This window comes from Bacillus sp. MC1252 (assembly GCF_056838025.1).
This window is the reverse complement of sequence record NZ_CM166369.1, coordinates 665024-681326: the sequence shown is the minus strand read 5'-3', so window position 1 is coordinate 681326 and position 16303 is coordinate 665024. Positions and strand designations below refer to the sequence as shown.

The following is a 16303-nucleotide window of genomic DNA, read 5'->3' as shown; positions in this document are numbered from 1 at the left end:
TTTCTCCCATCTATTTTCGTTTTAATCTCTGTTTACGGCGATTTTTCCCTTCAGCCATTGCTTGTTTGCGTAAATTAGATGATTCAGTGACAGCTTGCTTTTCTTCCTTTACACCATGTATTTTCTTCAGTTCGGCAGCCAATGACGCGATGGTTGGATGGCTGTACATCATGACCACCGGAACCTCGATGCCATATACCGATTTGATATGACCACTCATCTGCAATAAATCAAGAGACGTCGCACCCATTTCAAAGAAATTCTCATTCACATCCGGTTCATGCTTAAAAAAGGAGTTAAGCACATCACTCAATGATGCTTCTAGACGTTCATCTATGACCTGCGAAATCTCTTGAGACGGCGCATCCTCTAGCTGTACAGGTGTTATCCGATGTTTGATTCTCTCCCCCATGTCTCGAACAGATACAAGAATTTGCGGATAATCTAGACGCAGCACTTCTTGGAAGGCCTTTATTCCTTGTTCTGGCGAAATTCCTGCCTGCTCCTCAAGTGCCATCATGTCATTGACTTTGGCAGCTAATGCCGAGTCGTGTGCCATACCGACTTTCTCCCAGCGATCCCAGTTCAAAGAAATAACTGGCTTTCCTTCCTGCCTTTTCGCATGAGCAAAGCTGTCCATAAAGGCATTTGAAGCCGCATAAGCCACTTGTCCAGCCGCTCCAAGAAAGGAAACAAGGGATGAACAAAGCAAGAAGAAATCCAGCGTTTCATCCTCGAGTGCTTTATCCAGCACATAGGTCCCGTTGATTTTTGCCTGACACATGCGAATCTCATCATCTGCTGCTCTTGCTTGAATGATCTTCCCGTCTGCCTCGCCTGCCGCGTGAATGACGCCATGTAAACCACCAAATGCCGTATGAGCCAGCTGAATCGCTTTCTGCACGGCACGTTCATCTGATACATCACCGTGTACAACTTGTACATCAGCCCCTAATTCTTCAAGAGCCAGCAGCTTTTTCACGGCATCAGCTTCTTTCCCAACCGCACCACGCAGCTCATGCCATTCAGAGCGTTCACGTATTCGTGATCGGCTCATGAGCACAAGTTTCGCTTGATACGTTTCTGCTAAATATTTAGCTAGTGTGAGGCCAATGCCGCCCATACCGCCAGTGATGAGATAAACGCCACTAGACCTGAAAGGCTGCATTGACGAGTCCTCTTTGCTTAACGACGTGCTTGAAGCTTTTCGTATCCAGCGGCTGCTCACGCGATAAGCCACGACTGCTTCTTGATCGTGCATCGCTATCTCATATGAAAGAAATAGCGGCCAATTCGCCTTAGTATCCTGACATAAATCAATGTGCTGACACTCTATGTGCTGATATTCTTGAGGAATGGTCAGCGCTAGTCCTGTTAATGTTGCTTGAAGAGGATCGACCTTCTCTATGCCGATGACATCATGCGCTTGGCTCGTCACGAGATGAAGACGCATGTTTGTGTTATGGTATTTGCTGATCAGCCTGACGAGATCGAGCACAGATAAATAGTTTGGCTTGTCTTTGGTATCCTCCGTCAGTTCATCATGCATCCAGATGATCTCTTCAGGGATAAATCCAGATTGCTGTAATTCAGTCATGACCCACTCTAAATGTGACAGCATATGAACGTCTGCCTTCATCAGCTGGTCATTTTCTTTGATCGTATGATCACTTGGACATACGCTGACGACCTCCGCATGCCGTTCTTTCAAATAGGCGCCGATATGACCATTTTTCTCAAAGACCAGCACACGTTTCCCGTGATGATGCTGCTCTTTTAGTACAGGTGAAGAGCGCTCCCACACCGGAATGTAAAACCAGTCTTGAAAATCAGATAAGTGATTCTCCTGCGGTCCTGATGGTGTTGAAGCGGTCATCAGCTGGTCCGCTTTGAACTGTGGTGAGAGGAATATTTGATGCTCAAATGGATACGTTGGCAGTGAAGCTCGATATGGGGCCTCCTCTTTTCTGACAGCGCTCCAGTTCGGCTCCACTCCGTAACTCCACAGCTTTCCTATTGCCTTTTGCATATATTCATCATCAGCAGCTTGCTCTTTTGGATGTCTCACCAATGAAACAGCAGCTGCTTTATTCACATCATAGCGATCGTGGCGTCTCACGAATTGAGTCAATGTATGACCTGGCCCCACTTCAATGAAGACAACCTCTCCAAGTCCAAGTAACGTCTCTATTCCTTGACTAAATAAAACAGGCTGTCTGATATGAGATGCCCAGTAATCAGGTGATGCTGCTTGCTCGTGGGTTAACCAGCTCCCTGTCACATTGGAAACAATCGGTATCTCGCCTTGCTGATAGGTGATCTCAGAAAGAACATCCTTAAACTGATTGGCCGCTTCAGCCATCATACTCGTATGAAAGGCGTGAGAGGTTTTCAGCTTTTGGACAGAAGCCCCTCTTTTCTCAGCTTGTTCGATATATACCTGTAAACGGTCTGTAGGACCGGAAACAACGGATAATTGCGAGCTATTCACAGCAGAAAGCTCGACACCTTCTGGAAGTTCATGCTCAATCTCTTCGGCTGGAAGCGTCACACCAGCCATATCACCTGGAGGCATCTTTTGCATCAAATTGCCTCTTTTTAAAACGATCCGGATCGCATCTTCAAGATGGATGCTACCGGCCACACAAGCAGCTGTGATTTCACCAATACTATGACCAATGAAATAATGCGGACGTATGCCTAGTCCCATCAGCTTAGATGCGAGTGCATACTCAAAACTAAACAAGATGATTTGTGTATAAGACGTTTGCTGCATGAGTTGTTCTGCTTCAATGAAGTCTGCTTCGGTTGTTGGATATAACACTTTCTCGATCTCAACACCTGCCAAGGATAAAATGATGGCAAAACATTTTTGAAGCGTTTGTTTAAATACAGGGTCTTTCTCATATAAATCCTTGCCCATATTGACATACTGTGCACCTTGACCAGAAAACATCCAGACGACCGCAGGCTGCTGAAAGGCCTTTTGAGGCTGTCCAGCTGACTGGAATGTGCGATCGGGGCTTGCAAGAAATGCTTGTCGATAAGGAAAATGCTTTCGTCCCTCCTGCAGCGTAAACGCAGCATGGGATAGCGGCACGTCCTTTTGTTCTTTTAAATAAGAAATGATTTGCTCAGCAGACGTTTGAACCGCCTGCTTTGACCTTGCTGATATCACCATGAGTTCGTGATCCTTGTCTACTGACCGTTTATCGGCAATGGGCGCCTCTTCCATGATGAGATGTACATTCGTACCGCCGACTCCGAATGAACTGACCCCAGCACGCAGCGGCTGCTCTCGTTTCGTCCATGGTACGGGTGTTGTATTCACATAAAACGGGCTTGATTCAAAATCAATTTTTGGATTCGGTCTTTCATAATGAAGACTAGGTGGCAGCGTCTGATGATACAGACTAAGCGTCGTTTTGATAAAACCGGCAATGCCTGCCGCTGAATCAAGATGACCGATATTGGTTTTCACAGACCCGATGGCACAAAACTGTTTTTTATCAGTTTGAAAGGCTTGATTCAGTGACTCAATTTCAACTGGATCGCCAAGGGTCGTACCTGTGCCATGTGCTTCAATATAAGAAATGCTCTCGGCTTCTACACGACTGATCTTGAGCGCCTTTTTAATAATTTCACTTTGCCCTTCAATACTTGGTGCTGTGTAACCAACCTTCCGCCCGCCGTCATTGTTATACGCTGACCCTTTAATCACCCCATAGATGTGATCCTTATCCTTTAGTGCCTGCTTTAATGATTTGAGTACAACAACTCCACAGCCCTCGCCGCCAACTGTTCCTTTTGCCTGTTCATCAAAGGCTCGGCAGTGTCCATCAGGGGACATGATCATGCCCTCTTGATACATGTATCCTTTTTTGTGAGGAGTCGTGATGGTGACGCCGCCAGCGAGTGCCATTTTACATTCCCCAGTGAGCAGGGCGCGTGCCGCTAAATGAACTGCAACCAAAGAGGAGGAACAAGCCGTATCAACAGCCACACTCGGCCCCTTCAAATTCAATTTATAGGACACCTTTGTGTTCATAAAATCTTTATCTGTCAACTGAACAGCCGCAAACTGCTCAGATGAGTTATTCGTTCTCATCAGCATGGAAGCAGCTTGCCAATATAAATTGGCAGAAGCAGCACCAAATAAACCGATCGGCTCCTGATAGGTTTCAGGGTTATAGCCTGCATCTTCAAGGGATTCCCACGCCACTTCATGAAACATGCGGATTTGCGGGTCCATTACTTCTGCCTCACGCTGTGAATAACCAAAGAAATCTGCATCAAAGTGATCATGCTGATCTACTGCTCCTTTGGCACGTACATATTGCTCATGATCCAGAGCTTCTTGTCCAACCCCCGCCTCAAGCAATTCTTCCTTAGAAAAAAACGTAATGGACTCTCTTCCATTTGCAAGGTTATCCCAGAAGCTATGAATATTCTTCGCTCCCGGAAATCGGCAGGCCATACCAACCACTGCAACCTCTAATCCTGTTAACTTACTCATCTATCATCCCGCCTAACAGTTGTGCGGCACTTTCTAAGTCATCCGCTTCATTTTCTCCATCAGCTTCTATTTGTTTATCTTGTCCTGCTGATTTGTTTTTTAATTGGGCTGCTATTTGTGAAACAGTTGTATATTGGAACAGCTCCATCACTGTCAGCTCCTGCTGAAATTCCTCTTTCACTTTATTGGACAGCTCAACGATATTAAAAGAGTTACCGCCCAAATCGAAAAACGGTTCATCTAATCGAATGTGAGAAGCAGGGACTTGTAAAATTGAAGCGAAAATGCGAACAAGCTTCTGCTCTGTTTCATTGTGTGCTTGAATGGCCACTGGCTCTTGCCCGCCTGGCAGCTGATCTTCTGGATTCGGCAGCGCTTGAATATCTAATTTCCCTGATAGATTCAAAGGAAATTGCTCTACTTGAATCAAATGCCTTGGCACCATATAACCTGGTAATCTCCCACTGAGAGATTGACGAAGTACACGCTGATCTATGACTTGTTTTGCCATCAAATATGCGCAAATGTATTGGTCCTGCTCCGTCGTCTCCTTAGGGATCACAATGACATCTTGGATCAGTCCTTGCATATTCGGATCATCAAGAATAGCTCTGCGGATCTCCTCCAGCTCAATTCGATACCCTCTGATTTTCACTTGGCTGTCGTTCCTTTTGGCAAATTCCAATACCCCATCAAACCGCCACCTTGCAAGGTCTCCCGTACCGTATAACACCCCGCTGCTTAACTCTGGTTTTTTGATAAATTTCTCCTTGCTCAGATCAGGATGATTGATGTACCCACGCCCTACACCATCGCCTGAGATATACAGTTCACCAAAGACGCCTATCGGAACTGGCTCCCCTTGCGCGTCACATATGAAGATACGCTCATTTGGCATCGGCTTCCCAATAGGAATGACCTGTTCATCCCAGTCAGGCGGAATCAAAAAGGATGACGATTGAACAGTACATTCAGTAGGCCCATATGCATTAATCATGATGGGTTTTTCACTTGATACATGCTGTAAAAATTGATCCATCAGCTCTTTTGTAAATACTTCTCCGCCTACAAGCAGCATGTTCAAAGCAGGCAGATCCTGTTTCGATTGCCCTGCTGCCTTGTTCATCAGCTTTAAATGAGAGGGTGTCACATCTGACAGCTGAATGTGGTTTTCTTGATAAAAATCCCACAACGCATGCCCATCCATACGAACTTCATCTTTGGCAATATGCAGCGTATGTCCAAGCAACAATGTTGGAAACAACGTTTGAACAGACGCATCAAAAATATGTGAAGCCAGCATCCCCACTTGCAAATCATCTGGAAGCAGATCAAAAAAGCGTGTTTTCATTCCGTACACCAAATTTATGACATGACGATGTTCAATGATGACCCCTTTCGGATGTCCTGTTGTACCTGATGTATACAGGACATAAGCCATATCCGAAGGCGAAATTGACCAAGTCAGGTTTTCTTTTATTTCCGATTCATGAAGCATGTCTTGAATGACATGAACCTCGACATCCAATCCTTCATGTCCGGCTGCATCCGATACAATGGCTGTAGCGCCACTGTTTTTGAGCATATACCGAATTCTTTCGATCGGCAGATGGACATCAATCGGTAAATAAGCATAGCCAGCCTTTAAGATGCCAAGAATGGCAATCACAAGTTCAGCAGACCGATACATTCTGAGACCAACTGGGGTCTCCCGTGTCATCTGACTTTGAGAGAGTCTAAGCGCAATGCGATCCGATAAATGGTCAACCTCTTTATATGTATAGGAGGTGGTGCCAAACACAACGGCCGTTCGTGCTGGATGCAATTGGACTTGCTGTTGAAATAAAGACACAATATCACGATCTACTGGATAAGCGAGCGGCTCCCCTTGAAACGCATCAAACAACTGACTTTTCTCCATGTCAGATAGAAATGAGTGTGTGCTCATCGCTTGTTCAGGCGCTTTGAGCAATTGCTCTGTGAGTGTCATGAAATGCCTGGAGAACTGCTCCATCATTTGATCGTCATAGTTGGAAGCATCCCAGTGAACTTCGGCATGAAGCTGATCTTGTGCTTTCTTCCAAACAATGAGCACATCCGCATTTAATTGCATTCGGTCAGCCTGTCCATGCAATGTCTCAAATGCACATGCCAGATTGACACGCTCCTTGCCGTCTCCTAATGAATGCCAAAGTTCCTCCATTAAAATATGAACAGGATAGTTTTGATGACGTACTGCCTCCTGAAACGATCGCTTCACTGCATCTAACCCTGCGCTGAAGCTCATATGAGGATCAATCTCTGCCTTGAGTGGCAGCATATGATTAATGGCAGATTGATTGGCGGACTGTTCCATTGTAGGAACAGTCACCATCAACTCAGTTTTTCCGCTGTAACGGTGTAGCAAGCCAAAAGCAGCTGTGGTCAGCACGATAAACATCCGCAAATCAGAATCTCCACATAATTGCTTTAACGACTGGTTCACAGCCATAGGGAAGGACGAATGAAGCGATCGGTTCATTGCAGCAGGCTTGGCTTGTGAAACCGTATGGGGAATGCGGCCATCCAGCTGGACACCTGATAAAATAGATGTCCAGTAGGCTCTTTCCTTCACCTTTTCCTTTGCCGCTGCTTTCAGTTGAAAATCATCATGTTCAATCACTCTTCCGTTCACCTCTTTACTTATATTTTTAAGTCATCTAATTCGAAAAGAGATACGTCGTCTAATTGCTTGAATGAAGAAATCAGTTCGATATCCTCTAATCTCACTGCATCTATTGAGACAGCTCGCATGATGTCTTTTAGTAAGCCGGCAATCCGATGAATGGTTTCCTCTGTGAAAAGCGCTGTATTATATTCAATCGTTGAAGAAAGACCGTCTTCCTGCTCATACGCAATCCACAGTAAATCAAACCGCGACGTTCCTGTCTCATACGGATAATCACTAAAGGTTAAACCGCCTACCTTCAGTTCTGGCTGATTCATATTTTGTAAAGCGAACACAGCATCAAACAATAGATTCCGGCTGACATTCCGGCTCAGCTGCAGGTCTTGGACCATTTGTTCATATTGAAATTCTTGATGTCCGAAATCATCGATCACATGCGCCTTCACAGCGTGAAGGAATTCACTGTACGTCATCTCTGCTTTAGGATATAAACGAAGGGGCAGCATATTGACAAAGATACCGATGACTTGCTGCAGCTCCTCTTGTTTTCTTCCTGCTACTGGAACCCCAACCGTGATATCTGATTGCCCGCTTAATTTATGAAGCAAAATCTGATACAGACTTAACAGCCCCATAAACAGCGTTGCGTCTTCTTTTAAAATGACCTGTTTAAACGCGTTCAGCTCCGCTTCTTCAATACGGAACGTATAATGTCCGCCGCGGAATTGTCTCACCTCAGGCCGGTCGAAATCTGTTGGCAGATCAAGTGCAGGTGCACCTTCTAAACGGTTTTTCCAGTAGTCACTCGATGCTTTAAGGGCATCAGAAGCAAGCATGTCATTTTGCCATTCAGAAAAATCTTTATATTGAAGAGCTAGAGGCTCAAGCGTCCTTCCGTCATATAACTGCATAAAGTCGTTGACCAAAATATCTTGAGAAAGACCATCTGAGATAATGTGATGCATGTCCAGCATGAGCACGAACTCCTCTTCTGCCACCTTCATCACACCTACCCTCATCAATGGAGCCTCACTTAACGTAAAGGCAGTCAAAAATTGCTCAATCACTTGTTTTTGATCTTCCTCAGATGCTTGTGTCGATCCCTTTGTGAGATCAAACAATGTGACAGCAAACGGCACCTCTTGTTCGATCTTTTGATAAGGCACGCCATTCTCGAGTACAAACGCTGTCCGCAAACTTTCATGACGCTTAATGAGCTGCTGAAATGCCCATTCCAATCTGCTGATATCGAGCTTCCCTTTGATTCGCCCCGCTTTAAATTCGTTGTATCCTGTGCTGCTCAGATCCATTTGCTGCATGAGATACAAGCGTTTTTGCGCAGACGACAGAGGATAATGTTCCTTCACTTCTGCTTTTTCAATCACATGATAAGCCGCTGTATCTGCTTGATCGATATATTCTGCCATTGATCGAATCGTTGGCATTTGGAAGAATTGAGGCAGCGTCAGCTCTACACTGAATGCGCGATGAATGATACCAATAAAGGTGATCGCCTTTAGGGAATCTCCACCCATTTCAAAGAAATGATCATCTATGCCAATTTCGTCAATCTTAAAGAAAGCTTGCCACTGTTGACTTAGTTCCTTCTCCAGCTCCGTTTCAGGTGCCACATAATTCGTTGACAGCGCTGGTCGAGAATACAAAGTTCCATCTTGTACATACGCTCCGCCGCTCTCTTCTTCACGGGATAAACGATCTACATACCGGTGAATTCGATCATGTAAGTCTGTTGTCGAAATAACAATTTGTTCAACTTGTTGCAGTGAAAGTAATCGTTCGAAGATCATTCTTCCATCTTTTTCTGTCATCAACGTTTCGGTGAGGTCATCTCCGATTGGAAGATCCAGCTGCTTACCCTGCTCAAATTCCCAGCCGTCAAAGCTAATCACAGACCACTGCGTTTGTGAACGTAGATTGCGTTCATGCACGTACGCATCAATGAAATGATTCACGGCTGTATAAGCTGTAAAACCAAGTCCGCCCAATATCGGCGACAAAGATGACAGAACAAAGCAGAAATCAAGTGATCGATCACCTAAGGCGGCATCGAGATGAAGTACACCGTTCATCTTCGCCTCAAAATGCGGTTCTGAGAAAGTGTCATCTGTTTGCTCCATCACCCGGAATGATTGATCGCCTGTCACTCCTGCTGCATAGATTACACCGTCAATCTGGCCATAGGAGGCATCCACTGCGTTGATTAATTGCTGGATATCTTCCCGGTGACGAACGTCCACTTTCTTTATCAGAACTTCTGCGCCAGCCTCTTCTAGTGCCATGACCTTTTGAATTTTTTTCTTGGTTGGATCTTGTTCATCATGCGTAGCCAGCCATTCTTGCCACTTGCTTCTATCAGGCAGTCCAGACCTGCTCGTTAAGATCAATTTCCCCTTAGTTTGCTCGGCCAAAGTCTGGGCGAGATTCAATCCAATAAACCCAAGCCCGCCAATTAACATGTACACACCATCTTTTTTAGCTAAGTGAGCATGTCCTGTTTCGGGAACTGAACCTTTCGCATACTTTTTCACATATCGCTTATTCCGTCGATAGACAGTGAGAAGCTGTCCATACTCCCGGTCAAGTTCATCGCTGATTTGTTTCAACAATCTCTTTTCCTGAACCCCATTTTCCACTGGACGATCCACATCAAGAATGCGATAACGCAAGGTCGGTGTTTCTTGAGAAATAACCAAGGCAGGTCCAAGATTGATCGCTTTTTCAGGATAAAGCACAGGCTCTCCGCCAACGGCATACGTCAATGAGGAAAGAACTGTCATCGACACCTTTTGGTCCAAGACATATTTCTTCAGCGCCTGGCCGATATAAAGCAAGGAGTAATAGGCATTTTGCTGCGTGTGCTTCACCCATTCTTCTTCCGTGTGAGATGGTTGTCGATCTGAAAGTCCCCAAAGATGACAAACATCTGTCACGTTGATTTGATCATTTACGAGATTTGATATGAGCTTTTCATAATCAGAAGGCTCATGTGAACGAATGGTATAGGTTTTTTCATCATGCTTCGTAAATTGTTCTCCTTTATGAACCACAACGTGCTCTTTCCGTTTCGTCAGAAGTTCAGCTGCTACTTTCTCTCCGAAAACAGATGTCTCTGCAAACAAAAGCATGGCTCCGGCAGAAGAAACATCTGATGGCGCACCAGGTAAAAGATCCGCTTCCCAATGAGGGGTATAGAACCATTCTTCCATTTGCTGCTTTCTTCCTGACTGCTTTGGTTTGTCGCGCTTTACACTATCTGATGCATCATACCAATAGGAGGTACGATCAAACGCATATGTTGGTAGTGGCATTTTCAGCGGCTGACGGTTCATATGGAATCGATCCCAATCAATGGATAACCCGTGTGTCCATAGGCGTCCGATCTGTCCAAGTAAAAATTCAGTATCTGTCACATCTTGTTTTGCATGTCTTAACACATGGCACACATGCTGATTCAGGCCATTGAGAGACCGGTTGACCATCACGCTTAAATCTTGTCCTGGTCCAATCTCAATTAATTGAATATTTTCCTCTTGTAAGATATTCGTGATGCCTTCAGCAAAGCGAACCGTATCGGTCATATGCCGTTTCCAATAAGACACATCTCCAGCACTCGTGTCTGTCATCCAATCTCCTGATAAATTCGAAATGAATGGAATACGGAGCTGATTGGCTTTTATATGCTGCAATTTTTCTCCGAATTGCTCCGCTGCCTCCTTCATGACATGTGAGTGGGCCGCAATGGTTCCGCCTAATCGCATACACATCAATCTGTTGTTCCTCAGTTCTTTTTCAAATTCACTGATCGCCTCTTCAAGCCCTGATACGATACATGAGGAATCATTGACCACCGCAAGAGAAACTTCCTTTGGAAGCATCGGTTTTAACTCTGCTTCAGGTAACGGAACACTCATCATGACGCCAGCTGGTGACGCCTGCATGGCGTTCGCGCGATAGGCGACCATGGACATCGCATCTTTTAAGCTGAATACGCCAGATACAGCTGCTGCCGTTAATTCGCCAAAACTATAGCCGATCATCGCATCAGGACGAATGCCCCAAGCAATGAAGAGCATTGAGAGTGCATATTCAATGGCAAAAATGGCTGGCTGTGCATATTGAGTGCTTGCCAATTTTTCGCGCGCCTTTTCTGTTTCAGCCGCTAATGGATAAAGAATACGGGCAAGACTTCGCCCAGTTGCTTCTTCATATGCTTTAAAACAAGCATCCATTTGCTCCTTAAAATAAGGCTCTTCCTGATACAAATTCAATCCCATATTGAGGTATTGGTTGCCTTGTCCTGAAAACATAAAAATAATCTTCTGTTTTTCAACATGCGAATGCATGAGCTTTCCAATGCCCTTGCCCTGCTTTTCGGTTAACACACGCAAAGCATCTTCTCTGCTTCCAGCAACAAATGCTTGACGGAAACCAAAGAATTGTCTGCCTGTTTGCAGGGTATATGCTGCGTCTGCCAAATTGATAGAAGTCGTGTTTTCAATTTGGTTCACGAGTTTTTCTTTCATTCTTTCCATGCTCGTTTTGCTCTTCGCTGATAGGACAAGCAGCTCAGCAGAACGAGGCATTTGCTTACGATCTCTTTGTGGTGCTTCTTCCAATATGACATGTGCATTTGTTCCACCCATTCCAAATGAGCTCACCCCAGCCCGGCGTAAATGTGAAGCTGGCTGCTTCCAGTCGGTCAGTTCGGTGTTCACAAAGAATGGACTATGCTCAAATGCGATGTTTTCATTGGCCTTTTTGAAGTGAAGACTTGGCACAAATGTATGATGCTGAAGCGAGAGCACGGCTTTGATCAAGCCAGCGGCTCCTGCTGCTGCATCCAAATGTCCAATATTTGTTTTCACAGACCCAATGCGGCAAAATTGTTTTTTCTCTGTTTGGAAAGCTTTTGAGAGCGCCTCTATTTCTATCGGATCACCAAGAGACGTTCCTGTTCCGTGTGTTTCCACATATTCAATCGTATCTGGTGAAACATCTGCCTGATGTAAGGCATCCTGAATGACACGAGTCTGTCCTTCCACGCTTGGTGCATTGAAGCCAACCTTTTGATCACCATCATTGTTGATGGCAGAGCCCTTAATGACCGCATAAATATGGTCACCATCTTCTATGGCTTCACTAAGTGCTTTTAAAGCAACAAGACCAACGCCATCTCCGCCCACTGTTCCATCTGCTTGATCGTCAAAGGCGCGGCAATGACCATCGCTTGATTTCACCATGTTCTGCTGATAAATGTAGCCTGATTTTACTGGGTGCAAGATTGACACCCCTCCCGCAAGCGCTACATCTGAATCACCATTGGCGATGGATTGACAGGCCAAATGCAGGGCGACCAGAGAAGTCGAACAAGCGGTTTGAAGCGTCAGTGCCGGACCTTTCAAATTCAATTTATGGGCAATTCTTGTACTCACGGTATACGTATCATTGAGTGAACCCACTTCAAACAGCTCTGACATACTGCTATCAAGGGAAGATGCAAATCGCTGAATCCATTGAAAATTCGATGTGGACCCAGTAAACAAACCGACCTTACCTGGATAATCTTCCTGTACGTATCCTGCATCTTCTAGGGCCTTATAGGCGTACTCATGCAGGAGGCGGATTTGAGGATCCATCATTTCTGCCTGACCTGGCGAATAACCGAAGAAGGCTGCGTCAAATAAATCAGGTCCATCGATCACACCTTTTGCTCTCACATAATCGGAACGCTCGAAGGTTTGACGGTCAATTCCAGCTTCGAGCAGTTCTTCATCGGAAAAGAATGAAATCGATTCTTCTCCTTTCTTCAAATTCCGCCAAAATGCCTCAACATTTTTCGCACCAGGGAATTTACCTGCCATTCCAATAATCGCAATTGGCTCGTTGTCTTTTCTTCTCTTTTGGTTCGCAGGCTGCGTGCCTGCCGCTTCCTGCTCTGATGCGCCGCTTAAATACGCTGCAAGCTCTCTAATCGTCGGACGGCGGAACATTTCTACCATTGGAATGCTTTGTTTTAATTGCTTAGCCAGCTGTTGGTTGACATGGATCAGATTGAGAGAATGCCCGCCAATGTCAAAGAATTTGTCATGAACGCTTACCTCATCTAAGCCAAGGACTTTTTTCCAAATGTCCTGAATGACCTTCTCTGTTTCAGAAAGATTGTCAGAGCCCGCCAGCTTTTTCGTTTTCTGTGCCTGCTTCAAAGCAGGCAGTGCCCGTTTATCTAGCTTGCCATTAGCAGTCAGCGGCATATCATCCAATTGCACAAAGTGAGATGGGATCATATAATCCGGCAGCTGATCAGCCAATGCTTGTTTCATGGCAGGTTCATCTAGTATGGCTGTCGTAACAACATACGCTGCCAAACATGGTGTACCAGAGGCATCTGGCTTCACAACGACAGCTGCTGCTTTGACCCCTGGCTGTTCATTCAGCCAGAATTCAATTTCACCTGTTTCGATACGATAGCCTCTCAGCTTCACTTGATCATCATTTCGTCCTAAAAACTGAATAAGTCCATTAGGCAGGATGCGGGCTGCATCACCTGTTTTATAAATTTTTTCACCTGGCTGGAAAGGGTGGTCGACAAATCGCTCTTCGGTTAGTTCTGGGCGATTCAAATAGCCTTTTGCGACACCTTTTCCCCCAATGTATAATTCACCGACGGTTCCTTCCGGCATGAGATTCATATGTCTGTCAAAAAGAAGAATATCTGTATGCTGAGCGGGCTTACCAATCGGCACATACACGTCTTGATCACGGTCTGCGTCATATCGATGAATCATGCAGCCAACAACCGTTTCAGTCGGTCCATATTCATTTACAATTTCAATTGGCTGCGGGAATGATTGCTGTATGGATTTCGCTAGAGATGCTTCCAGTTGTTCTCCGCCTAAAATGAAGCATTTCATTTGGCTGTCTGGGAAAGACAGATGCTTAATAAACTGTAAATGAGATGGTGTCAGTTTCATCACATGTACGCGATTATCTTTTATAATGTCTTCGACAAGCAGCTGCCTGTTTTCATGGTGATAAATCATGATGGTATTTCCTGAAATCAGTGGTGTGAAAATAGAAGTAACCGTCAGGTCAAATGACAGTGAAGTATACAAAGCAAAATGCCTTGTTTCTCCTCGAACATATACTTGTTTCGCCCAATCAATATAGTTGGCTAAGCCAAGATGGTGAATGAGTACACCTTTAGGTCTTCCTGTCGTTCCTGATGTATAAATGCAGTAGGCTGTTTGATCTGAGGTGATGGCTGTTGCCAGGTTGTCTGATGGTCCGGTGTATAGATCCGGCTGTGTAATATCAATTTTTTCTCCTTTATAGGCATACGTAAGCCCGTTAATCGGATGTGTTAGGAGCCATTCTACTCCGCTGTCTTCTAATAAATATTCTATTCGTTCCTGCGGGTATTCGGGATCAATTGGTACGTAAGCACCGCCAGCTTTTAAAATCGCCAAGCATGCTATTACCATTTCAATGGAATGCTCTGCTAAAATACCGACACGCTGCTCCTGTTTGACCCCTTTCTTTTGTAAATAATGTGCGAGCTGATTCACTCTCTTGTTGAGTTGTTCATATGTAACCGTCGTATCGCCAAACTCAACTGCCGCTGCCGCTGGCGTTCGTTCCACTTGCTCTTCAAATAGGTCAATCACCGTCGGTTCATTGCAAGAAGTTGCCCCGCCATATTGACGAAAGACCGCTAGCTGCTTTTGTTTCTCTTCTTCTGATAGCAGCTGTAATTGAGACGCAGATTTGTGCGGATGAGCACAGGCATCAGACAGGAGATGGAGAAAATGCTGACACCACTTTTCGATTTGTTCAGCTGAAAAACTGACGGGGTTATACACCAATGAGAAATGCAGCTGATCATCAAACGCCTGCACACTAAGCGTAAGATCGAATTCCGTCTGCTCTGTCATCTCAAATCCACGAATACGAACAGGATGATCGCTTTTCGTTAGCATTCGATCAAGTGGATAGTTTTCAATGACGACGATTGAATCAAATAACGATTGCTCTGCTGTCATCCCTGCATACTTCTTTAAATCAGATAGCGGCGTATGTTCATATTCATTTCTCACAGCTACCTCACGATTGACTTGCTGCATAAGTTCAAGAATAGACCTATCCTGTTCGAATGAGACCCGCAGCGGTAATGTGTTAATGAACAGGCCAGTCATCTTCTCGATATGAGGGACATTCGCATTTCTTCCTGATACTGTTGTTCCAAACACAATATCATCTTGGTTGGCATACTTAGATAGCAAAACGCCCCACAGCGTATACATCACAGATGCCAATGTCACGTCATGTTTGTTCGTGAATTCGCTCAGGCTCTCAGCAATAGAAGCATCCACTTGATGTTCATATTTGTGAAAGGCTGCTGAAGCTTCATGTATGCTGCCTGACTTCGGAAGCAGTTCTGCATAACTCCAGCCGTTGAAAACATTTTTCCAATAGGAGGCCTGTGCTTCTGTCTGCTGAAGGATGTTCTGCTGCCATTTGACAAATGATTGGTAGGACGGCCTTTGTTCAAGAAGCGGTTTGTCCCCATTTGATAAACGCTCATATGCACTCATCCAATCACTTAATACAATCCCAAGGCTCCATCCATCCAATAAAATGTGGTGGAAGCTAATGAGAACCCAGCTGACTTCTTCATTTACCTCACATAACGTCAGACGAAATGGGACTTGCTGTAGATCAAAACGTTCTTCTCGTTCCTGTGTCGCCACTTCCTCTTTCAGCAGATGAAGAGGCTGCACAGTTTGAGTCAAATCACGATATCGAATGTCAGGCTGATGCTGTTTCAGAACAATTTGTACAGGCCTTGCGAGCTCCTGCCATCTAAACAATGTTCTAAGCATTTCATGCTGTTTGGTGACATTCGTCCAAGATTGTTCAAAGATTTCTCGATCAAGCGGACCATCTATCTGGATCAGCAGTTGTTCAAAATAAGCCGTTCCGTTTGGTTCCATTAAATGATGAAACAGCAGTCCTTCTTGGATCGTAGTGATACCTAACATATTTTCAATGTTCTGTTTATCCAGCTTCTGCGGCTTTAAAGCCATGGGATCATCTCCTTT

At 45.0% G+C, this 16303-nt stretch carries 3 protein-coding genes; all 3 read right to left on the bottom strand.

What is annotated here, in order from left to right:
• Window positions 1–10 precede the first annotated feature (10 nt).
• The 3 genes from ACYH0L_RS03360 to ACYH0L_RS03350 are packed head-to-tail and all read right to left on the bottom strand — an operon-like array spanning window position 11 to window position 16288.
• Window positions 11–4516 (bottom strand): type I polyketide synthase, encoded by a 4506-nt coding sequence (locus tag ACYH0L_RS03360; RefSeq protein ID WP_256499367.1) that lies wholly within the window; start codon window positions 4514–4516, stop codon window positions 11–13.
• Window positions 4509–7178 (bottom strand): non-ribosomal peptide synthetase, encoded by a 2670-nt coding sequence (locus tag ACYH0L_RS03355; RefSeq protein WP_482354356.1) that lies wholly within the window; start codon window positions 7176–7178, stop codon window positions 4509–4511. Before ACYH0L_RS03355 ends, ACYH0L_RS03360 begins: the two co-directional genes overlap by 8 nt.
• A 20-nt stretch (window positions 7179–7198) precedes the next feature.
• Window positions 7199–16288: an amino acid adenylation domain-containing protein gene (locus tag ACYH0L_RS03350; RefSeq protein WP_482354355.1), complete on the bottom strand. Its 9090-nt coding sequence runs from the start codon at window positions 16286–16288 to the stop codon at window positions 7199–7201.
• Window positions 16289–16303: the final 15 nt, after the last annotated feature.